The organism is Azospirillum fermentarium, assembly GCF_025961205.1.
In the GTDB taxonomy this organism is placed as follows: Bacteria; Pseudomonadota; Alphaproteobacteria; order Azospirillales; family Azospirillaceae; genus Azospirillum; species Azospirillum fermentarium.
In genome coordinates, this window is sequence record NZ_JAOQNH010000001.1 from 2,641,314 (window position 1) to 2,661,839 (window position 20,526).

Sequence of the window (20,526 nt, forward strand, 5' to 3'; positions counted from 1 at the left end):
CATGTCCGTCACCGTCAACACCGAAGACCGCGCCGCCCCCACCCCCTCCGCCATGGGCCGTCTGATCGCCGGCTTCATCGCCAGCCTGCCGGACCGGGGCCGGGCGCTGGCCCACACCGCCGTGCCGCCGCTGGTGGCGCTGGCCCTGCTGGTGGGGGTGTGGCAGGTGCTGTGCTCCCTGCCCGGTGCCGCCCTGCCGCCGCCGACCAAGGTGGTGGCCGACACCTGGGAACTGATCGCCCACCCGTTCTTCGACAACGGCGGCACCGACAAGGGGCTGTTCTGGCATCTGGCGGCCAGCCTGCAGCGCGTGGCGGTGGGCTTCACCCTGGCCGCCGTGGGCGGCGTGCTGCTGGGGGTGCTGATCGGGCAATCCAGCCTGGCCTACCGCGGGCTCGACCCGATCTTCCAGGTGCTGCGCACGGTGCCGCCGCTGGCGTGGCTGCCCATTTCGCTGGCCGCGTTCCGCAACGCCGACCCCTCGGCCATCTTCGTGATCTTCATCACCGCGGTGTGGCCGATCATCCTCAACACCGCCGTCGGCATCCGCCAGATCCCGCAGGACTACCGCAACGTCGCCCGCGTCATCCGCCTGTCCGGGCCGGAATACTTCTTCAAGATCATGCTGCCGGCGACCGTGCCCTACATGTTCACGGGCCTGCGCATCGGCATCGGCCTGTCGTGGCTGGCGATCATCGCGGCGGAGATGCTGATCGGCGGGGTGGGCATCGGCTTCTTCATCTGGGACGCCTGGAACAGCTCGCTGATGAGCGAGATCATCCTGGCCCTGGTCTATGTCGGCGTCGTCGGCTTCATCCTCGACCGGCTGATCGGCGCCGTCGCCGCCCGCGTGTCCGGCCCCCGGGGCCGCGCCTGATCCCCCTCCACGCCCGCGAAAGGGACCATTCCCATGGCCTATCTCAGCCTTGAAAACGTCGGCATGGAGTTCAAGACCTCCAAGGCCCGCTTCACCGCCCTTCAGGACGTGAACCTCAAGATCGAACGCGGCGAGTTCATCTCCATCATCGGTCATTCCGGCTGCGGCAAGTCCACGGTGCTGAACATCGTCGGCGGCCTCATCACCTGCACCGGCGGCGGCGTGCTGCTGGACGGGCAGGAGGTGAACGACCCCGGCCCCGACCGCGCCATCGTGTTCCAGAACCATTCGCTGCTGCCGTGGCTGACCGTCTACGACAACGTGCGGCTGGCGGTGGACAAGGTGTTCGGCAAAACAAAGACCAAGCAGGAGCGCCACGACTGGACCCTGCACAACCTGTCCCTGGTCCACATGGACCACGCCCTCCGCAAGTTCCCCGAGGAAATCTCCGGCGGCATGAAGCAGCGCGTCGGCATCGCCCGCGCGCTGGCCATGGAGCCCAAGGTGCTGCTGATGGACGAGCCGTTCGGGGCGCTGGACGCGCTCACCCGCGCCCACCTGCAGGACAGCCTGATGGAGATCCACCTGACGCTGGGCAACACCGTCATCATGATCACCCACGACGTGGACGAGGCGGTGCTGCTGTCCGACCGCATCGTGATGATGACCAACGGCCCCGCCGCCACGGTGGGCGAGATCCTGTCCGTCCCCCTGCCCCGCCCGCGCCGCCGGCTGGAGCTGACGGAAGACCCCACCTACACCCACTGCCGCGGGGAGGTGATCCGCTTCCTCTACGAACGCCACCGTCACGCCGACGCCGCCTGACGTCCGTCCCCGCCTGTTGGAGAGCATTCCCATGAAAGAACGTCTCGTCGTCGTCGGCAACGGCATGGCCGGCATCCGCGCGGTGGAAGACCTGCTGGCCAGCGCCCCCGGCCGCTATGACATCACCGTCTTCGGGGCCGAGCCGCACCCCAACTACAACCGCATCATGCTGTCGCCGGTGCTGGCCGGGGAAAAGACCTTCGACCAGATCATCCTGAACGGCCACGACTGGTATGAGGCCAACGGCATCACCCTGTACACCGGCGATGGGGTGACGGCCATCGACCCGGCGGCCCGCATCGTCACCTCGGCCAGCGGGCGGACGGTGGCGTACGACAAGCTGCTGCTGGCCGTCGGCTCCACCCCGGTGGTGCTGCCGGTGCCGGGGGCCGGCCTGCCCGGCGTGATCGGCTTCCGCGATCTGGCCGACGTGGACGCCATGATGGACGCCACCCGCACGGGCCGCAACGCGGTGGTGATCGGCGCCGGCCTCCTGGGTCTGGAAGCGGCCAACGGGCTGGCCGCCCACGGCATGACCGTCACCGTGCTGCACCTGATGGGCACCATCATGGAGCGCCAGTTGGACGAGGCCGCGGGCGCCCTGCTCCAGGGTGAACTGGAAGGCCGCGGCATTTCCATCATCACCCGCGCCCAGACCGCCGCCATCGAGGGCGACGGGCGGGTGCAGCGGGTGCGGCTGAACGATGGCCGCGTGATCGACGCCGATCTGGTGGTGATGGCCGTGGGCATCCGCCCGGCCACAGCGCTCGCCAAGGCCGCCGGGCTGGAGGTCAACCGCGGCATCGTGGTCAACGACCGCATGGTCACATCCGACCCCAACATTCTGGCGGTGGGCGAATGCGTGGAGCACCGCGGCCAGACCTATGGCCTCGTCGCCCCGCTGTGGGACATGGCGAAGGTGGTGGCCGGCGAACTGGCCGGGATCGGCGGCGCCGGCTATCACGGCACCGTCACCGCCACCCGCCTGAAGGTGACGGGCATCGAGGTGTTCTCCGCCGGCACTTTCAACGAGCCGGGGGCGGACGACATCGTGTTCCGCGACGCCGCCCGCGGGGTCTACAAGCGCATCCTGATCAAGGACAACCGTATCGCCGGGGTGGTGCTGTACGGCGACACCGCCGATGGCCCCTGGTACTTCCAGATGCTCAAAGACGGCGAGAGCGTGGAGACGATCCGCGACACGCTGATCTTCGGCCCCAACGCCGGGGCGGTGGACGCCGATCCCGCCGCGGCGGTGGCGGCCCTGCCCGACAGCGCCGAGATCTGCGGCTGCAACGGCGTGTGCAAGGGCACCATCGTCGCCGCCATCCGGGACAAGGGCTGCACCTCGGTCGATGACGTACGCACCCACACCAAGGCGTCGGCGTCGTGCGGCAACTGCACCGGGCTGGTGGAAAAGCTGCTGGCCTCCACGCTGGGCGCCTCATACGCGGGCGAAAGCGCCAGCCGCCCCATGTGCAAATGCACCCACCACACCCACGACGACGTGCGCCGCCTGATCGTTGCCGGGAACCTGAAATCCATCCCCGCGGTGATGCAGGCGCTGGAATGGACGACGGCGGAAGGGTGCGCGTCGTGCCGCCCGGCGCTGAACTATTACCTGATGTGCGCGTGGCCGGGCGATTACCGCGACGACGCCCAGTCGCGCTACATCAACGAGCGCGTCCACGCCAACATCCAGAAGGACGGCACCTATTCCGTGGTGCCGCGCATGTGGGGCGGGCTGACCAACCCGGCGGAACTGCGCGCCATCGCCGATGTGGCCGAGCGATACGCCATCCCCACGGTGAAGGTCACCGGCGGCCAGCGCATCGACCTGCTGGGCGCCAGGAAGGAGGACCTGCCGGCCATCTGGGCCGACCTGAACGCCGCCGGCATGGTGTCGGGCCACGCCTACGCCAAGGGCCTCCGCACGGTGAAGACCTGCGTCGGCAGCGAATGGTGCCGCTTCGGCACGCAGGCGTCCATGGACATGGGCGTGCGGCTGGAACGGATGACCTGGGGCACCTGGACCCCGCACAAGTTCAAGATGGCGGTGTCCGGCTGCCCGCGCAATTGCGCCGAGGCCACCATCAAGGATTTCGGCGTGGTGGCGGTGGACAGCGGCTGGGAACTGCACGTCGGCGGCAACGGCGGCATGAAGGTCCGTGCCTGCGACCTGCTCTGCAAGGTCGAAACCATGGAGGAGGTGGAGGAATACTGCGGCGCCTTCATCCAGATGTACCGGGAGGACGCCCGCTATCTGGAACGCACCGCCCCGTGGATCGAGCGCATCGGGCTGGAGCCGATCCGCGCCCGCATCCTGAACGAGGCGGACCGCAAGGCGCTGCACCGGCGCTTCCTGCATTCCCAGAGCTTCGAGCAGACCGACCCGTGGGCCGAGCGCGCCTCGGGCCGTGTGGACGCCCACGAGTTCGCGCCGCTCGCCACCTTCGACGCCCCCGCCACCCCGACCACCCTCGCCGCGGAGTAAGCCCCATGAACGCCATCTCCCCCATCTCCTGGGTCCGCATCGGCCATCTGGACGATATTCCGCCCCGCGCTGCCCGCGTCGTCCGCACCCCTGCCGGCGACGTGGCGGTGTTCCGCACCGGCACCGACGAGGTGTTCGCGCTGAAGGACCGCTGCCCCCACGGCACCGGCCCCTTGTCCAACGGCATCGTTCACGGCCGCCGGGTGACCTGCCCCCTGCACGGCATGGTGTTCGACCTGACCACCGGCGAGGCGGTGGGGCCGGAAACCTGCTCCGCCGCCACCATCCCGGCGCGGGTGGTGGACGGCATGGTCGAACTGGGCGGTCTGGACGCGCTGGGGATGGCCCATGGCTGAGATCCGCACCACCTGCCCCTATTGCGGGGTCGGCTGCGGCGTGCTGGCGGACGTGGCCGCGGACGGGCGCATGACCGTCCGCGGCGACCCGGACCACCCGGCCAACCGCGGGCGGCTATGCTCCAAGGGCGCGGCCCTGGGGGAAACGGTGGGGCTGGCCGGGCGGCTGCTCCACCCCACGCTCGACGGACGGCGGGTGACGTGGGACCACGCCACCGCCACGCTGGCCGCCGCCATCACCGATGCCGTCGAACGCCACGGGCCGGAGTCGGTCGCCGTCTACGCCTCCGGTCAGTTGCTGACCGAGGATTACTACATCGCCAACAAGCTGATGAAGGGCTTCATCGGATCGGGCAACATCGACACCAATTCGCGGCTGTGCATGGCCTCCACCGTCGCCGGGCACAAGCGGGCCTTCGGCGCCGACACCGTGCCCGGCACCTACGAGGATCTGGAACAGGCCGATCTGGTGGTGCTGGTGGGATCCAATCTGGCATGGTGCCACCCGGTGCTGCACCAGCGCCTGCTGGCGGCCAAGGCGGCGCGGGGCACCCGGATCGTGGTGATCGACCCGCGGCGCACCGCCACCTGCGACGCCGCCGACCTGCATCTGGCGATCCGGCCCGGCAGCGACGTGACCCTGTTCAACGGGTTGCTGGCCTGTCTGGCCGCCAACGGCCGCATCGACACCGCCTTCACCGGCGCCCACACCACCGGGATGGACGCGGCCGTCGCCGCCGCCCGCGCCGACGCGCCGTCACCGGAGGCGGTGGCCGCCGCCTGCGGCGTTCCGGCGGCGGACCTCGCCCGCTTCTACGCCCTGGCGGCCGCGACCCCGCGCATGGCCACCGTCTTTTCCCAAGGGGTGAACCAGTCGGCCCACGGCACCGACAAGGTGAACGCCATCCTGAACGTCCACCTGCTGACGGGCCGCATCGGGCGCCCCGGCATGGGCCCGTTCTCGGTCACCGGCCAGCCCAACGCCATGGGCGGGCGCGAGGTGGGCGGGCTGGCGAACCAGCTTGCCGCCCACATGGGCTTTTCACCCGCAGAGGTGGACCGGGTGGGCCGCTTCTGGAACGCCCCCCGCATGGCCACGCGGGAGGGGCTGAAGGCCGTGGACCTGTTCCGCGCGGTGGAGGACGGGCGCATCCGCGTGCTGTGGATCATGGGCACCAACCCGGCGGTGTCCATGCCCGACGCCGCCCGTCTGCGGGGCGCGCTCTCCCGCTGCGGTTTCGTCGCCGTGTCCGACGGCTTTGCCGACACCGACACCGCCCGGCTGGCCCGGCTGGTGCTGCCCGCCGCCCTGTGGGGGGAAAAGGACGGCACCGTCACCAATTCCGACCGCACCCTCTCGCGCCAGCGGGCCACCCTGCCGCTGCCGGGGGAGGTGCGGCCCGACTGGCGCATCGTCCGCGACGTGGCCCACGCCCTGGGCCACGGCCCGGCCTTCGCCTATGACGGCCCCGCCGCCATCTTCCGCGAGCACGCCGCCCTGTCGGCGTTCGAGAACAACGGTACGCGCGATTTCGATATCGGCGCCCTGGCCGGTATCGCTGACGCGGCTTACGACGCGCTGGCCCCGGCGCCGTGGCCGCGCCCGGCGGGGGGGCAGCCGGTCCGCCGCCTGTTCGCCGACGGGCGGTTCTTCACCCCCGACGGCAAAGCGCGGCTGGTGCCGGTCGCCACGGGCGGGCTGGCCCGCGCGGTGGACGACGCCTTCCCCGTGCTGCTGAACACCGGCCGGGCGCGGGACCAGTGGCACACCATGACCCGCACCGGCCTGTCGCCGCGGCTGTCGGCCCACGCGCCGGAACCGTGCCTGGATGTCCACCCCGCCGACGCCGCCCGCTGGGGGCTGACCGACGGCGGTTTCGTCCGCATCGCCACCCGCGCCGGCATGGCGGTGACCCGCGTGGCGGTCAAGGACGGGCAGCGTCCGGGCGAAGCCTTTCTGCCCATGCACTGGAACGACGGCTTCACCGCCGATTGCGCCGTGGGCCGGCTGATCGACGCGGTGCCCGACCCCGTGTCCGGCCAGCCGGAGCTGAAGGCCATGCCGGTGCGGCTGGAGCCGGTGGCCGTGCGCTGGATGGGCTGCCTGATGACCGCCGCCCCGGTTACCCCCCGCCACGGCGGCTATTGGGCGCGGCAGACGGTGGAGGGCGGTTCCCTGCTGACCATCGCGGGGGAAGGCGCCATCCCCGACGCGGCGGCCATCGACGCGCTGCTGCCCGGCCTGCCGGCGGGGTGCGAGACGCTGGAGTACGGCGACAGCCGCCGCGGGGTTCTGCGGCGGGCGTGGGTGGACGGCACGCGGCTGGCCGGATGCCTGTTCATCGCCGCCGAGGGCGCCCTGCCGCCGCAAAGCTGGCTGTTGCGCCTGCTGGCGGGCGAGCCGCTGGAGCCGGCGGCCCGGCTGGCGGTGCTGTCGGGCCGCGCCCCCGGTGCGGTCGGCGACGACGGCAAGATCGTGTGTTCGTGTTTCCGCGTCGGGTTCAACCGGCTGGTGTCGGCCATCCGCGGCCAGTCCCTGACCTCGGTGGAGGCCATCGGCGCGGCGCTGAAGGCCGGCACCAACTGCGGCTCCTGCATTCCCGAACTGAAGGAGGTTCTTGCCCATGCCCAACGCGCTGCCGTGGCTTGACGCCGCCCCCGTCCTGGCCGCCTGCGCCGCGGTGGCCGGTTTCCTGCGCCCCCGCCGCGGCACGGCGGAGGTGTTCCTGGTCGGCGCCGGCCCCGGCGACCCCGACCTGCTGACGGTGGCGGCGGTCAAGGCGCTGGGCCGGGCCGACGTGGTGCTGTACGACGCCCTGGTCGGCCCCGGCATCCTGGATCTGGCGCCCAAGTCCGCCCTGAGGGTGTTCGTCGGCAAGCGTTCCGGCGCCCACGCCATGGCGCAGGAGGCGATCAGCGCGCTCATCGCCGCCCGCGCGGCGGCGGGCAAGGTGGTGGTGCGGCTGAAGGGCGGCGACCCCATGATGTTCGGCCGTGCGGGCGAGGAGATCGACCATCTGAAGGCCCGCGGCATCCCGGTGACGGTGATCCCCGGCATCACGGCGGCGCTGGGCTGCGCCGCCTCCGCCGGGGTGTCGCTGACCCGCCGCGGGGTGGCGGCGACTGTGCATTTCGTTACCGCCCACCGCTGCGACGCCGGGGCCACCCCCGACTGGTCCCGTCTGGCCGACCCGGAAGGGACACTGTGCGTCTATATGGGCAAGGAGCAGGCGTCGGCGGTGCGCGGCGGCCTGCTGGCCGGCGGGCTGGACCCGGCAACGCCGGTGCTGGCCATCGAGAACGGCACCCGCCCGGACGAGCGCCGGGTGTCCGGCCCCCTCTCGGCCCTGCCGGACCTGACGGCGGCACTGGGCGGTGGCCCGGCACTGATTATCATCGGGTGGGCGGTGGCGGGGGCCGAGGCCTCATCCCCGGTGTCCGCCGCCCTCGCCGGCTGAGCGCAGACGGCGCAGTTCCACCAGCCCGGCGGCGGCGCGGCCCGCCGCTTCGAACCACGCCGGGTCGCGGTGCAGGAGGGAGGCGGAAAAGGCCCCGTCCAGCAGCAGCAGGATTTCCCGCGCCAGCGTCTCGGCATCGTCCAGACCGGCGGTGCGGATCTCCCCGGCCAGCCATGTGGCGAAACCGTTCTTGTGGCGGGCGCCGATGCGCACCGCCGGGTGGCCGGGCATGGACGCCAGTTCGGCGGTGGTGCGCAGGAAGCCGCAGCCCTTCCATTTCGGGTGCGCCGCCACGCGGGCAAGATGGGCGAACACCGCCGCCACCTTGTCGCCCAGCCCGCCCTGGGCCTCGGCGAACCACGCCGCCATCTGCGCCAGGTTCGGCTGGTCGCGGGCGTCGAGATAGGCGGCGATCAGGTCGTCCTTGCTCTGGAAGTGATAGTAGAGCGTGCGCTTGGTGACGCCGGTCTTTTCCGCCACCGCGTCCATGCTCACCCGCCCGATTCCCTCGGCGTAGAACAGCTTGGAGGCGGCGGCGACGATGCGGTCGCGGGTGTCGGTGGGGCGGGCCATGGGGCAATGGTATACCGTACAGTGAGTATACACAAGCCGCCCCCGGCCCCATCCTCCCCCCATTCCCAAGACACGGAGGAAACACCCATGGAACCGACGGTTCTGGTGCACATCGACGGGCCGGTGGCGACGCTGACGCTGAACCGCCCGCACAAGCTGAACGCGCTGAATTACACGCTGATCGACACGCTGCTGTCCCATCTGGACGCCATCGAGAGCGATCCCGCCGTGCGCGGCGTGATCCTGACCGGCGCGGGGGAGCGGGCCTTTTCCGCCGGGGGCGACATTCCCGAATTCGCCCGTTCGGTCGCGGATGGGGCGGACACGGCCCGGCGCGATTTCGTCGCCCGCGGCCAGCGCCTGACCGCCCGCATCGAGGCGTTCCGCAAGCCCATCGTGGCGGCGGTCAACGGCCTGGCCTATGGCGGCGGCTGCGAGGTGACGGAGGCCGCGCCTCTGGCGGTGGCAAGCGAACAGGCGCTGTTCGCCAAGCCGGAAATCAAGCTCGGGATGCCGCCCACCTTCGGCGGCACCCAGCGTCTGCCCCGTCTGGCCGGGCGCAAGCGGGCCATGCAGCTTCTGCTGACCGGGGAGAGCTTTTCCGCCGCCCGCGCGCTCGACCTCGGCCTCGTCAACGCGGTGGTGCCCCATGACGACCTGCTGCCGGCGGCGCGGGATCTGCTGGACCGCATCCTCGTCCATTCCCCGCTGGCGGTGGCGACGATCCTGACCGCTGTGACCCGCGGCATCAACCTGCCCATCGCCGAAGGGCTGCTGGTGGAAGCCGAGCAGTTCGCCCGCATGGCCCCCACCGCCGACCTGCGCGAGGGGCTGGACGCCTGGATCGCCCGGCGGCGCCCGGATTACCGCGGGTCGTGGTTCGCCACGGCACCGGGCGCCCCGCGGTAACCGCCGGCCCCATCCGCCATCACCCTCTGTGGCTGTACGGGCCGGGCGTCAGGAATGATGACCGCCCTCGTGATGCTCATGGGGGTGGTGGGGATCGGCGGCGGGTTTGACCGTGCCGGCGAAATAATCGCGGATAGCGGTCAGGGGGTCGGTTTCGCTGGTGATGACCGGCTCGATGCCGCGGCGGCGCAGATGGTTGATGAAGCCCTGGCCGGAGGTGCCGGCAACCAGCACCTGCACCGCGTCGATGGGGTGCGGCGCGCCGTCGCCATGGAGGTGCAGCACCATGTCGTCGGTCAGGTCCAGGCGCCCGGCGGCCACCGGCCCGGCCCCCGCCTCGGCGTCGAACAGCAGGAAGCTGCGGGCACGCCCGCCGTGGGTGGCGATAGTCTGGCCGTCCTGGGTGGCGATGGCGAATTTCATGGTGCGGTTCTCGTCGGGGAAAATCCATAAGGGAGTTGGCAGAATAAGCCGGCCCGAAAACCGCTGCCACAACGGAATGAACGCATCACCAACCACCCGCCCCACCACGGCGCATCTGGTCAAACGGGCCGCTGCCGTGTCATAAGGAAGAATGCCCGATGGATCACCCGAAGAGCACGGATCACGTCCGTTGAAGAAAACCGATATCGTCGCCGCGTGGCAGGGTCTTGCCAATTGCAAGGGCTGCGGCGTGCGGGATCTTGCGCTGTTCGCCGATCTGACGGAACAGGATTTCAATCTGATCCATCTGCCCATCGACGAGCTGCTGATCGGTCCCGGCGCGCCGCTGTACCATCTGGGCGATGATCCGTCGGCGGTGTTCACCGTGCGCAGCGGGCTGGTGAAGCTGGTGCAATATTCCCCCAACGGCGGCCAGCGCATCGTACGGTTGCTGCGCCGGGGCGACACCGCCGGGCTGGAAGCGGTGCTGGGCGAGCCGTACCAGCACACCGCCATCGCCATTCACCCGGTGCTGACCTGCCGCATCCCCCGCGCGGTGATCCAGCGCCTGTCCAATGAAACGCCCCGTCTGCACCAGCAGCTTCTGCGCCGCTGGCACAAGGCGGTGGAGCGTGCCGACGCCTTTCTGGTGGAGCTGGGCACCGGCACCGCGCGGGCGCGGGTGGCGCGGCTGTTCCTGACCCTGGTCAACGACGACGAGGCCAGCACCGAATGCGACCTGTTCGGGCGCGAGGACGTGGGCGCCATGCTGGGCATCACCACCGAAACCGCCAGCCGCATGGTGGCGGAATTCAAACGCCAGGGGCTGGTGACCGAACTGCGGCCCAACCACTTCGCCTGTGACATCGACGCCCTTCAGGCCATCGCCGACGAAGGGTGATCGGCCGCGCCCGCCGGTTGAGGGAAAAGAAAAAGAGTCAGTCGCCGCGCGACTCCGGCACGCCCATGATGCCGTTGGGGCGGAAGATCAGAAACAGCGTCAAAAGGCCGAACGCCACGATGTCCTTGTAGGCGATGGCGAAATAGCCGGACCAGAAGGTCTCGATCACCCCCAGCAGCGCGCCCCCCAAAAGCGCGCCCGGCACCGATCCCACGCCGCCCACCACCGCCGCGGCCAGGGCTTTGAAGCCCACCTGATAGCCGGTGTAGAAATTGACCCCGCCGTAATAGAGCGCGATCACGCACCCCGCCGCGCCCGCGCACGCCCCGCCCAGCAAAAAGGTCAGCGCCACCGTGCGCGGCACATGCACCCCCAGCAATTCCGCCGTGGGCAGATGGTCGGTGCAGGCCCGGTGCGTGCGGCCAAAGGCGGTGCGGTGCATGATCCACCACAGCCCGCCGGCAAACGCCCCTGCCAGCCCCAGAATGACGAGCTGCGCGGTCAGCACCGTCAGGGTGAAGCCCCCCGCCTCCATCAGATCGTGGCGCTGGGCCAGCACCGGCGGCGGCCACCATTCCCGCGCGCCCTGCAACAGCCGCGTGCCCTCCTGCATGGCGATGCCCAGCCCGACGGCGGCGATCAGCGGCGTGTGGCTGCGCACTCCCTGCAAATGACGGAACACCAGCCGGTTCATGGTCCAGCCATAGGCCCCGCCGATCAGCATCGACAGGGCCAACACCAGCACCAGCGCCGGCACGAACGCCTGCGCGCCCCCCATGGACAAACCGGCCATGGCCATGGCGGCGACGATGGCCCCCAGCATGGTCAATTCGCCCATGGCCAGGTTGATTTGCCCCAGAATGCCGTAAATCAGCGTGTATCCCACCGCCAGCAGCCCATAGACGCAGGCCACGGTGATGGCATTCACCAGTTGCTGCGCCAGGAACAGCAGCGGTTTCCACGGCGACGGCGCCACCGGCTGAACCGGCCCCGCCTGAACCGCCGGCAGCGGCAGCCGCGCCCACAGCCGCAGCATGGTGAAGCGCATGGGCGTCAGAACGCCGGTGCGGCTGGTCGCCACCGCCTCCAGCGTATGGCGCCCGGCGTCAAGAAAGCGTCCGGCAAAACGGCAGGCGATCCAGCGGTTCACACCGCCGGTCTCATAGGCGACGATCAGGGTGTTTTCACCCTCGTGCCGTTGGTCGAGGATGCGGGCCGGCTGGTCTTCAAAGGCGGGGATCAGGCGGCGGCACAGGGTGGATTGTTCGGCATCGACGCCGCACCCGGCCAGCAGCACCCCGGCCACCAGCAGCCACAGCCAGCGGCCCCAGCCGCTCACGGAACGGAGGGGCTCCACCCCGGCGGGGCCAGCTCGAAACCGGCGAAGTCGAAGGCCGGCGACACCGAACACCCGACCAGCGTCCATCCCCCCAGCGGGCGCGCCGCCTGCCACGCATGGGCCGGCACCACGCCCTGGGGCCGTTCGCCGTGGGACAGCCGGCTGCCCAGCCGGACCGTTTCGATCCCCCGCCCCTCTTCGGCGATGGACAGGTCGAGCGCTGCCCCGGCGTACCAGTTCCAGATTTCCACCGCATCGACCCGGTGCCAGTGGGACACCTCCCCGGCCTGGAGGAGGAAATAGATCATGGTGACCGCCCCGCGCTGCCCGTCGGGGGCCGGCGCGCGGTAGGTCTCCACAAAGTGCCCGCCCTCGGGGTGCGGGGCCATGCCGAGCCGCGCGATGATGGCGGCGGCGTCCAGGGCGGGGTCGAGGGAAAACCAGTCGGGAACGGGCGTGGTGGTCAGTGTGGCGGTCACGGCGGCTCCGGCGTCAGGCGGCGCCACCGGCCAGACGGTGCGCCACCCCGCGAGCCTGCATGAATTCCACACAGCGGTCAATCAGGCGGGAGTCCAGGTAAACCGCCCAGCGGCTTTGGAACCCGGCTTCCTCGTACCGCAGTTCAACGCGGTGGGAGCCCCTGCGCATTTCATAATGATGGGACGTCCGTTGCGTCCAGCTTGACCTTTCGGACATGGGAAAACCTCGCATCAAGTCACGTCGTTACCGTGATCCTGACTCTATTCGATTAAATATTTCCTAACAAGGCCGCTCAGAGACACAACAAGAAAGTGGTGGCGTAACCCCATGGGTTTTTCTACCGCTGTTGCGGCGGTGCAACGCCACGGTCGCGCCATTCGTCGGCCAGGATGGCGTAGAGCACATGGTCCCGCCACACCCCATCGATGCGCAGATAGCCGCGGGCATAGCCTTCGTGGGTGAAGCCCACCCGTTCCAGCAGCGTGCGGCTGGCGTCGTTGATGGGCAGACACGCCGCCTCCACCCGGTGCAGCCCGATGTGGGTGAAGGCGAAATCCAGCACCAGCCGCGTGGCGGCGGAGACATAGCCCTTGCTGGCATAGGGCTTGCCGGCCCAATAGCCCAGCGTGGCCGTCTGGGCCACGCCGCGGCGCACGTTGGTCAGCCCCAGCCCGCCGACCACGGCGTCGGTGTGGGGATCGAAGATCAGGAAGCTGTAGGAAAGATCGTCGCGCCATTCCTGCGCCTGACGCCGCAGCCGGCGGGCGAAGGACGCACGGCTCAGCGCGTCCGCCGGCCACGTGGGTTCCCACGGCGTGAGGAAATCCCGCGAGGCCGACCGCAATTCCGCCCACGCGCGCCAGTCGTGGGGGGATGGGGGGCGGATGTAGCAGCGCGGCCCGTCCAGCCGCACCGCGGGCGGGCCAATCAGCCCCCCGCTGAGGAAGCGAATCATCGGCCCTGCCCCGTCATATGCCCCCGGCCTTTACGCCAGACGCGCCGTAATGCGGCTGTAATCCTCCAGCCCGCTCACCGGCCCCAGAGCGGCCACCGTCGGCATGCACGCGCGCAGCCGGCGGGCCACCCGCATCACCGCGTCGCAATCCACGGCGTCGATGCGCCGGACCATCTCGTCCACCGGCACCGGGCGGCCATAGACCAGCAACTGCTGCCCCAACTGCTCGCAGCGGGACATGGAGCTTTCCAGCGCCATCAGCGTGCCGGCCTTCATCTGCGCCCGCGCCCGCGCCACCTCGTCCTCGGTCACGTCCTTGCCGACCTTGACCAGTTCCTCGCAGACGATGGGCAGCAGTTCCGTCACCTCGTCCGGGCCGGTGCCGGCGTAGATGCCGAACAGCCCGCCGTCGTGATAGCCGCCGGTGAAGCTGTAGATGGAATAGACCAGCCCGCGCTTTTCCCGCACCTCCTGGAACAGGCGCGACGACATGCCCCCGCCCAGCAGGGTGGACAGCACCGAATGGGCGTAGAAATCGGGATCGTGGATGCCCACCCCGTCGAAGCCCAGGACCAGATGCAACTGCTCCAGATCCCGCTCCTCGCGGAAATCACCGCCGCGGTAGGCGGCGGCCTCCCCCTTCGGATCGGCGTTGGCCTGCAGGCCGGCGAAGGCTTCCTCGGCCAGGGACACGAAGCGGTTGTGCTCGATCCGCCCCGCCGCCGCCAGCACCATGGACGACCCGGCGTAGTTCTGCCGCATATATTCCACGAGCGCGTCGCGCGACAGGCTGCCGACGATCTCCTCCGACCCCAGCACCGGGCGGCCCAGCGCCTGGCTGGGGTACGCAGTGGCCTGGAAATGGTCGAAGATCACGTCGTCGGGGGTGTCCGCCGCCTGCCCGATCTCCTGCAGCACCACGGTGCGCTCGCGGGCCAGCTCCTCCCCGTCGATGACGGAGTTCTGGAGCATGTCGGCGATGATGTCGAGCGCCAGCGCCGAATCCTCGTGCAGCACCTTGGCGTAATAGGCGGTGTGCTCGCGGGTGGTGTAGGCGTTCAACTGGCCGCCCACGTTCTCGATCTCTTCGGAAATGCGGTAGGCGGACCGGCGCTGGGTGCCCTTGAACAGCATGTGTTCGACCAGATGGGCGACACCGTTGACCGGAGCGGGCTCGTTGCGCGTGCCGACCCCCACCCAACAGCCCAGCGATACCGTCTGCACGTCGGGCATGGTGTCGGTAGCGACCCGCAGCCCGTTGGAAAGCGTCGTGACCTTCACTGCACTCATGCGTTGGCTCCGGCGGCCCGCGACCGCCCCATGACGAAGGACTGCACTTCGGCCAGATCGTTGGGCAGAACGGTCAGCCGTTCCTCCCGCTCGAACAGGTCGGACAGGCGCGGCGGCAGGCCGGGGCGCCGCCCGGTGGCCTGTTCCACCGCGTCGGGGAACTTGGCCGGATGGGCGGTGGACAGCACCACCATCGCCGCCGCGTCATCGACCACGCCGGCATCCGACAGCGCCGCCGCCGCGGCCCCCACCCCCACCGCGGTGTGCGGATCCAGGGTGTAGCCGCCGCTGGCCGTGGCCGTGGCGCGGATGATGTCCATGGTCTGCGTCTCGTCCACCCGGTAGCCGGCGAACAGGACGAGCGCGGCGTTCAACTGGTCCGGGGTGACGGCGAAGCGGCCCTCGGCGCGGAAACGGTCCATGCTCGCCTGCACCGCGGAACCGTCGCGGCCCAACAGGTCGAACAGCAGCCGTTCGAAATTGCTCGAAATCTGGATATCCATGCTGGGACTCAAGGTAGGCGTCACCGGCGCCATGACCATGGACCCGCTGGCAAAAAATCGCGCCAGGATGTCGTTGCTGTTGGAGCCGACCACCAGCCTGTCGATGGGCAGACCCATGGCGCGGGCGCCATAGGCGGCATAGACGTTGCCGAAGTTGCCGGTGGGCACGGTGAACGCCACCTTGCGGTCGGGCGCGCCCAGAGCCACGGCGGCGGCGAAGTAATAGACGATCTGGGCCATGATGCGCGCCCAGTTGATGGAGTTCACCGCCGACAGCCCCACCCGGTCGCGGAAGGCCCCGTCGTTGAACAGCGCCTTCACCAGATCCTGGCAATCGTCGAAGGTACCCTCCAGCGCCACGTTGTGGACGTTGGACGACAGAACCGTCGTCATCTGGCGGCGCTGCACCGCCGACGTGCGGCCCTGGGGGTGCAGGATCACGATGTCCACGTTCTCGCGGTCGCGGCACGCCTCGATGGCCGCCGAGCCGGTATCGCCCGAGGTGGCGCCGACGATGGTCACCCGCTGGCCGCGCTTGGCCAGCACATGGTCGAACAGCCGGCCCAGAAGCTGGAGCGCCACATCCTTGAACGCCAGCGTCGGGCCGTGGAACAGCTCCAGCACCCAGGTGCGGGAATCGAGCTGCACCAGCGGCGTCACCGCGGCATGGTCGAAGGTGGCGTAGGTGTCGCGGACGATGGCGCGGAATTCATCCTCGGCGATGGCCCCGCCCAGGAAGGGCAGCATGACCCGCACCGCGATTTCCGCATAGGGCAGACCGCGCAGGGCGCGGATTTCATCGGGTGAGAACTGCGGCCAGCTTTCCGGCACGTACAGCCCGCCGTCGCGGGCCAGACCGGCAAGGAGGACATCTTCGAAACCCAGAACCGGGGCCGCACCCCGCGTGCTGACGTACCGCACCGCTTGACACTCTCCTGACGGAAGAAACGACGGAAGGTAGCGGGGGTGCGGGGTGTCCGCAAGGGATTCAGCACCGGTCACGGGGCCGCGGGGCCGGGAATTTTCCCGGCCCCCGCCCGTTTCGCGCCGCAGTCCGCCGCCGTCAGGCGGTGGGCAGCGTCAGGTAAAGCAACTGCTGGTACGTCCAGGGCATGTGCTGCCACAGGTTCGACGTGGTGCTGTTGATGGTGGGGCCGGCGGTGTTCAGCGTGGCGATGTTCCACTGGGACGGCGGAACAACCCCGGTGCCCGACCCCTGCGACACCAGATAGGTGGGGTAATAGACGGTGGCGTTGCCGTTGAGCGGGAAGGTGTAGGTATCCGCCGGGGTCTGCGGGCTGGCGGTGGTGACCGGGGCGCCGTTCAGGATGATCGGCGTGCCCACGCGCGTGTAGTTGAGGTTGTAGGGCAGGTTCAGCGTGTTGATCACGTTGAACAGGTCATCGACCAGTTGCGACGCGCCGGCCGCCTGGGCGATGGCCTCGATCCCTTCCCAATAGTTGAGATCCTTGGAGGTCTGGATGGTCAGCGGCACCTGGGGCACGGTGTCCAGCGTGTTCAGCACGGTGTAGAAGCCGAAGCCCTGATTCTGGAACGCCAGCGCGGTGGCATAGGCGAAATAGTCGTTGCCCGGCTTGGGCTGGGCGAAGGCATAGCACTTGACGTTGATGGTGTAGCCGCTGAACGGCTGGGTCGCCAGCCACGCCGCCGCCAGCGACGCCAGACCGGCGCCCAGGCTGTGGCCGGTGACGTACAGGTTGATTTCCTTCACACCGGCGGGAAGCTGGCTCAACAGGGCCTGAATCCGTCCCGACAGGGACGTCATCACCGGAACCGGCTTGGTCTGTTCCGGCAGCTCGGTCGCCAGGGTGTCCAGGCTTTCCAGCGCCAGCCGGAAGCCCAGATGCACCAGCGCGCTTTCCGCCGAGATGTTGCCGGCGGTGTTCACGTACGACTTGGAAAGGCCGATGGTGTTCAACACCGTCTGCACCGCGGCGGGCAGCGCGTTCCAGATGTCGGCGGGGATCAGGGTCTTCAGCTCACCCGCGGGAATCGGCTGGGCCGTGACCGGGATGGCGAAGAAATCCTCCAGCACGTTCACGCCGGTCATGGTGCCGCGGAACGCCAGGGCATAGGTGGGGGTGGACGTCTGGCTGACCAGACCGGCCAGGATCGCCTGATTCCCCAGCGAAGATTCGACGATCGACCAGGCCCAGTCCAGATTGCCCAACGCACCCTTGGTGAAGGCAGCCTGCCAATCGGACGGCCAACGGTTGTAGAAGATGGACGGGATCAGATCCTGCGTCGCCGCGGCAAAGGGGGAGCCGGTGGCCGGCTGGCTTGGCAGCAGATACCCCGGCTGCCCCTCGGGCGCATAGGCGGGCAGGAACGAGTCCACCGCGCTGGCAAGCTGAAGAATTTCCAGGCATTCCGCGGCGTCGTACGCCGCCCCAAAAGTAGGCAGGGCCATAACGGTCTCCAAAAAATATCGTGGAATGGATCGGACAGGGCTAAATTTGCCGCCGGATGCATTATGGCCGGCAAGCGCGCATGCTCTCGGGCGCACCCAAATTGGAATTTCGGGTGCTAGCATCTTTCAGGTGTTTCATCTTTACTTGGAACAGCGCTACATTGCGTAAGCTAATCATTGGCAATCAAGAACAAATTGATTACAAACGAATTATTACATATGAGTTCAATTCGACCCTTCACCCCCTTCCTCGTATGGGAGCGGCCATGACTCATCGCCTCGTCCTTTTCGACTTCGACGGAACGCTGGCAGACTCGTTCCCCTGGTTCATCGGCATCCTGAACGAGGTGGCGGAGACCTTCCGCTTCCGCCCCGTGGCCGATGACGAGGTGGAGGAACTGCGCGGCCTGGACGCCCGCGCCATCATCGCGCGGCTGGGGGTGCCCCTGTGGAAGCTGCCGATGATCGCCACCCACATGCGCCAGGCCCAGCGCCGTGACATCGGGAAAATCCACCCCTTCGACGGCGTGCCGGAGATGCTCGGGACGCTGAAGGACGCCGGCCTGACCCTGGCCGTGGTGACGTCGAACAGCGAGGAGAACATGCGCCGCGTGCTGGGGGACACCGCCAGGGTCTTCGCCTGCACCGACTGCGGCGCGTCGCTGTTCGGCAAGGCGGCGCGGCTGCGGGCGGTGCTGCGGCGTACCGGCATCCCCGCCGGATCGGCCCTGTTCATCGGCGACGAGATCCGCGACGCCGACGCCGCACGGGACGCGGGGGTGGATTTCGGCGCCGTGGCCTGGGGCTATACCACGGCGGGTGCGCTGGCCGCCACGCAGCCGGCCCACCTGTTTTCCACGGTCGCGGACATCGCCGCCGCGCTTTCCACACCAAAATGTTGATTTAAAGATGAAACAATACATACAGTGTGGAGTATCTTTTTCGAGAGACGCATGATGCCTGATGCGGTGAATATACGGCCCCTGTCCCTGACCGAATTGGAACAGCGCATCGCCCCGCTGACACAAAAAGACCTTGAGCTTCTGAAGCTTGACATTCGGTTTGAGACCGAGGAAAGCAAGATTTTAGATTACAAAATCACCGTTCTGTACTACAGGGAAGAGAAAATCCCGATGCTGTATTGTCTGAAATTACCGGAGAATCAACCGGTCAACCTCCCGATAAGCCGCATATTATCGATCAAAGACTGCGACAATCTCATCGAAGGACCGGTGCGATTCTTTTCCCGCTTTGGGATCAGCACCGATGGGGTGTGTTTTTCCCGCCACGCCTTGAGCGACAGCCAACCGTCCGGCACACAGATGTTTCGGGGCTATGGCCGCAAATTCCCGCCCAGACCACCGGCCGGAGGATTCGATGCCGCGGTGAATGCGCAGCAGCCCAAGACCTCCCCTCCTCCTCCGCAGCCGCAGCCGCAGCCGCAGCCGCAGCCGCAGCCGCAGCCCGCTTCGGTTGAAGAGGAACTTCCTGTACGGGATTTAAATCAACCGCTTTGGAGATTTATGCGGAAATCAGTATTGATTTTTTTCATCATTTTTGCATCCCTCTTTTTCATGTATGGAGGTGCAATGGCGGCATCGGGTATTATTTTTTTTGAAATGATTCTAGCAACAATTTTTGGAACGCTAATGCCCAGGCTGATCTTGCCCCACGAGCTTAATCCATCGAGATTAAAAGTATTTTTGATATGCTTTTTCACTCTCCTTGTTTTTACTATCTGTACCGCAATCATCATGGGATAACAGCAGAGGGGCTGCCCTCTCCTCCCGCGCCGGTCTCTACCCCATCCGAACCCGGCGCCCCTTTGGCCCATCCTCCTTCGCGCCCGTGATTTCCGCTCTGCCTCTCCACACTATCGGGGATGCGGCCCCCACGAAATGGGAGGGGCCGATCACAAGCGGAGGACACCATGCGCAGATGCCGCACAGCCGCGGCGGCCATCGGTCTGCTTCTGATGGCCGGCTCCACAAGCACCCTGGCGGACGCCAGCACGCGCCGCATCGGCACCGGTTTCGAGGATTCGTTCCTGAAATTCGACCTCACCCGCTGGCACAAGGGCAACGGGTGGAGCAACGGTACCTATATGGGCTGCGCGTGGAACGCGCGGAATCTTGCCGTGCAGGGCGGCAACCTGATGCTGTCGATCACGGGTGACCGGGCTGGGCGCGAGCAGTATTCCTGCGCCGAGTACCAGACCAACCAGCATTACGGCTACGGCATCTATCAGGTAAACCTGAAGGCGGTGCGGGCCGACGGGGTGATGACCAGCGTGTCCCACTACACCGGCCCGCCGTTCAACGACCCGTGGGACGAGATCACCATGGGCATCGCCGGCAAGGACACGGGCAAACTGGAGGTCAGCTACGTCTCCAACGGCACACCCCACCGGGACACGGTGATCGATCTGGGCTTCGACGCCGCTGCCGACTTCCACACCTATGGTTTCGAATGGAAGCCGGACCGCATCACGTGGCTGGTGGACGGCAAGCCGGTCCACACCGTCACCGGCGCGCCGGGCAGCCTGCCCATGGTGCCGGGGCGGCTCTATCTGCAATTCTGGAACGGCATCGGCGCGGGAGAGTGGCTGAAGCCGTTCAAGTATCCCGGCCATCCCCTGACCGCGACGGTGGCGTGGGTGTCCTATCGTGAAGAGGCGTCCACGCTGAACAACTGAGTCCTATTGCCGTCAAG

At 68.3% G+C, this 20,526-nt stretch carries 19 protein-coding genes; 11 read left to right on the forward strand and 8 right to left on the reverse strand.

Annotated features, from left to right (window positions below; genetic code table 11):
- Position 1: 1 nt before the first annotated feature.
- From ntrB to cobA, 6 genes are read left to right on the forward strand one after another with little or no spacing between them, the layout of a single operon-like run.
- Positions 2–877: a nitrate ABC transporter permease gene (ntrB, locus tag M2352_RS12415; protein WP_264664793.1), complete on the forward strand. Its 876-nt coding sequence runs from the start codon at positions 2–4 to the stop codon at positions 875–877.
- Positions 878–910: 33 nt separating this feature from the next.
- Positions 911–1,702: an ABC transporter ATP-binding protein gene (locus M2352_RS12420; protein ID WP_264664794.1), complete on the forward strand. Its 792-nt coding sequence runs from the start codon at positions 911–913 to the stop codon at positions 1,700–1,702.
- Positions 1,703–1,733: 31 nt separating this feature from the next.
- Positions 1,734–4,196 (forward strand): nitrite reductase large subunit NirB, encoded by a 2,463-nt coding sequence (gene nirB / locus M2352_RS12425; RefSeq protein WP_264664795.1) that lies wholly within the window; start codon positions 1,734–1,736, stop codon positions 4,194–4,196.
- A gap of 5 nt (positions 4,197–4,201) precedes the next feature.
- The gene (gene nirD / locus M2352_RS12430) at positions 4,202–4,552 is read left to right on the forward strand and encodes a nitrite reductase small subunit NirD (protein WP_264664796.1); all 351 of its coding nucleotides are present in this window, start codon (positions 4,202–4,204) and stop codon (positions 4,550–4,552) included.
- Positions 4,545–7,202, forward strand: coding sequence for a nitrate reductase (locus M2352_RS12435; RefSeq protein ID WP_264664797.1), 2,658 nt, complete (start codon positions 4,545–4,547; stop codon positions 7,200–7,202). The genes nirD and M2352_RS12435 overlap by 8 nt, the downstream gene beginning before the upstream one ends.
- Positions 7,177–8,010, forward strand: a complete 834-nt coding sequence (gene cobA / locus M2352_RS12440) for a uroporphyrinogen-III C-methyltransferase (RefSeq protein ID WP_264664798.1) — start codon at positions 7,177–7,179, stop codon at positions 8,008–8,010. The genes M2352_RS12435 and cobA overlap by 26 nt, the downstream gene beginning before the upstream one ends.
- On the opposite strand, the gene M2352_RS12445 is transcribed toward cobA, so the two are convergent.
- Positions 7,978–8,583 carry a TetR/AcrR family transcriptional regulator gene (locus M2352_RS12445; protein WP_264664799.1) on the reverse strand — a complete coding sequence of 202 codons (606 nt, stop codon included), beginning with the start codon at positions 8,581–8,583 and terminating at the stop codon, positions 7,978–7,980. The two genes, cobA and M2352_RS12445, sit on opposite strands and share 33 nt — an antisense overlap.
- Positions 8,584–8,670: 87 nt before the next feature.
- On the opposite strand from M2352_RS12445, the gene M2352_RS12450 reads away from it, so the two are divergent.
- Entirely contained in the window at positions 8,671–9,492 is an 822-nt protein-coding gene (locus tag M2352_RS12450) for a crotonase/enoyl-CoA hydratase family protein (RefSeq protein WP_264664800.1), read from the forward strand.
- Between the two features lie 48 nt (positions 9,493–9,540).
- Here the strand turns inward: M2352_RS12450 and M2352_RS12455 are convergent, their stop codons facing one another.
- The gene (locus M2352_RS12455; RefSeq protein WP_264664801.1) at positions 9,541–9,915 is read right to left on the reverse strand and encodes a NifB/NifX family molybdenum-iron cluster-binding protein; all 375 of its coding nucleotides are present in this window, start codon (positions 9,913–9,915) and stop codon (positions 9,541–9,543) included.
- 190 nt (positions 9,916–10,105) lie between these two features.
- Between M2352_RS12455 and M2352_RS12460 the strand changes: the two genes are divergently transcribed.
- Positions 10,106–10,816: a Crp/Fnr family transcriptional regulator gene (locus M2352_RS12460; protein ID WP_264664802.1), complete on the forward strand. Its 711-nt coding sequence runs from the start codon at positions 10,106–10,108 to the stop codon at positions 10,814–10,816.
- Positions 10,817–10,853: 37 nt separating this feature from the next.
- On the opposite strand, the gene M2352_RS12465 is transcribed toward M2352_RS12460, so the two are convergent.
- From M2352_RS12465 to M2352_RS12490, 6 genes are all read right to left on the reverse strand, one after another.
- A complete protein-coding gene (locus tag M2352_RS12465) occupies positions 10,854–12,155 on the reverse strand; it encodes a branched-chain amino acid ABC transporter permease (RefSeq protein WP_264664803.1) in 1,302 nt (433 codons plus the stop codon).
- Positions 12,152–12,634: a cupin domain-containing protein gene (locus M2352_RS12470; RefSeq protein ID WP_264664804.1), complete on the reverse strand. Its 483-nt coding sequence runs from the start codon at positions 12,632–12,634 to the stop codon at positions 12,152–12,154. Before M2352_RS12470 ends, M2352_RS12465 begins: the two co-directional genes overlap by 4 nt.
- A gap of 338 nt (positions 12,635–12,972) precedes the next feature.
- Positions 12,973–13,590: a GNAT family N-acetyltransferase gene (locus tag M2352_RS12475; protein WP_264664805.1), complete on the reverse strand. Its 618-nt coding sequence runs from the start codon at positions 13,588–13,590 to the stop codon at positions 12,973–12,975.
- Between the two features lie 30 nt (positions 13,591–13,620).
- Positions 13,621–14,880, reverse strand: a complete 1,260-nt coding sequence (locus M2352_RS12480; protein WP_264664806.1) for a M16 family metallopeptidase — start codon at positions 14,878–14,880, stop codon at positions 13,621–13,623.
- The gene (thrC, locus tag M2352_RS12485) at positions 14,877–16,304 is read right to left on the reverse strand and encodes a threonine synthase (protein WP_264664807.1); all 1,428 of its coding nucleotides are present in this window, start codon (positions 16,302–16,304) and stop codon (positions 14,877–14,879) included. Before thrC ends, M2352_RS12480 begins: the two co-directional genes overlap by 4 nt.
- A 142-nt stretch (positions 16,305–16,446) precedes the next feature.
- A complete protein-coding gene (locus M2352_RS12490; RefSeq protein WP_264664808.1) occupies positions 16,447–17,814 on the reverse strand; it encodes a lipase family protein in 1,368 nt (455 codons plus the stop codon).
- Positions 17,815–18,080: 266 nt separating this feature from the next.
- On the opposite strand from M2352_RS12490, the gene M2352_RS12495 reads away from it, so the two are divergent.
- The 3 genes from M2352_RS12495 to M2352_RS12505 all read left to right on the forward strand — a co-directional run bounded on the left by M2352_RS12495 (position 18,081) and on the right by M2352_RS12505 (position 20,509).
- The gene (locus M2352_RS12495) at positions 18,081–18,716 is read left to right on the forward strand and encodes an HAD hydrolase-like protein (RefSeq protein WP_264664809.1); all 636 of its coding nucleotides are present in this window, start codon (positions 18,081–18,083) and stop codon (positions 18,714–18,716) included.
- A gap of 51 nt (positions 18,717–18,767) precedes the next feature.
- The gene (locus tag M2352_RS12500) at positions 18,768–19,577 is read left to right on the forward strand and encodes a hypothetical protein (RefSeq protein ID WP_264664810.1); all 810 of its coding nucleotides are present in this window, start codon (positions 18,768–18,770) and stop codon (positions 19,575–19,577) included.
- A gap of 167 nt (positions 19,578–19,744) precedes the next feature.
- Positions 19,745–20,509: a family 16 glycosylhydrolase gene (locus tag M2352_RS12505; RefSeq protein WP_264664811.1), complete on the forward strand. Its 765-nt coding sequence runs from the start codon at positions 19,745–19,747 to the stop codon at positions 20,507–20,509.
- Positions 20,510–20,526 lie beyond the last annotated feature (17 nt).

Excerpts from the sequence above, each read along its gene's own strand:
- M2352_RS12480 (WP_264664806.1), bottom strand. The coding sequence starts at position 14,880 with ATGAGTGCAGTGAAGGTCACGACGCTTTCCAACGGGCTGCGGGTCGCT.
- M2352_RS12455 (WP_264664801.1), bottom strand. The coding sequence starts at position 9,915 with ATGAAATTCGCCATCGCCACCCAGGACGGCCAGACTATCGCCACCCAC.
- M2352_RS12490 (WP_264664808.1), bottom strand. The coding sequence starts at position 17,814 with ATGGCCCTGCCTACTTTTGGGGCGGCGTACGACGCCGCGGAATGCCTG.
- nirD (WP_264664796.1), top strand. The coding sequence starts at position 4,202 with ATGAACGCCATCTCCCCCATCTCCTGGGTCCGCATCGGCCATCTGGAC.
- ntrB (WP_264664793.1), top strand. The coding sequence starts at position 2 with ATGTCCGTCACCGTCAACACCGAAGACCGCGCCGCCCCCACCCCCTCC.
- M2352_RS12445 (WP_264664799.1), bottom strand. The coding sequence starts at position 8,583 with ATGGCCCGCCCCACCGACACCCGCGACCGCATCGTCGCCGCCGCCTCC.
- M2352_RS12495 (WP_264664809.1), top strand. The coding sequence starts at position 18,081 with ATGACTCATCGCCTCGTCCTTTTCGACTTCGACGGAACGCTGGCAGAC.
- M2352_RS12505 (WP_264664811.1), top strand. The coding sequence starts at position 19,745 with ATGCGCAGATGCCGCACAGCCGCGGCGGCCATCGGTCTGCTTCTGATG.
- nirB (WP_264664795.1), top strand. The coding sequence starts at position 1,734 with ATGAAAGAACGTCTCGTCGTCGTCGGCAACGGCATGGCCGGCATCCGC.
- M2352_RS12500 (WP_264664810.1), top strand. The coding sequence starts at position 18,768 with ATGATGCCTGATGCGGTGAATATACGGCCCCTGTCCCTGACCGAATTG.
- M2352_RS12450 (WP_264664800.1), top strand. The coding sequence starts at position 8,671 with ATGGAACCGACGGTTCTGGTGCACATCGACGGGCCGGTGGCGACGCTG.
- M2352_RS12420 (WP_264664794.1), top strand. The coding sequence starts at position 911 with ATGGCCTATCTCAGCCTTGAAAACGTCGGCATGGAGTTCAAGACCTCC.
- M2352_RS12475 (WP_264664805.1), bottom strand. The coding sequence starts at position 13,590 with ATGATTCGCTTCCTCAGCGGGGGGCTGATTGGCCCGCCCGCGGTGCGG.
- cobA (WP_264664798.1), top strand. The coding sequence starts at position 7,177 with ATGCCCAACGCGCTGCCGTGGCTTGACGCCGCCCCCGTCCTGGCCGCC.
- M2352_RS12435 (WP_264664797.1), top strand. The coding sequence starts at position 4,545 with ATGGCTGAGATCCGCACCACCTGCCCCTATTGCGGGGTCGGCTGCGGC.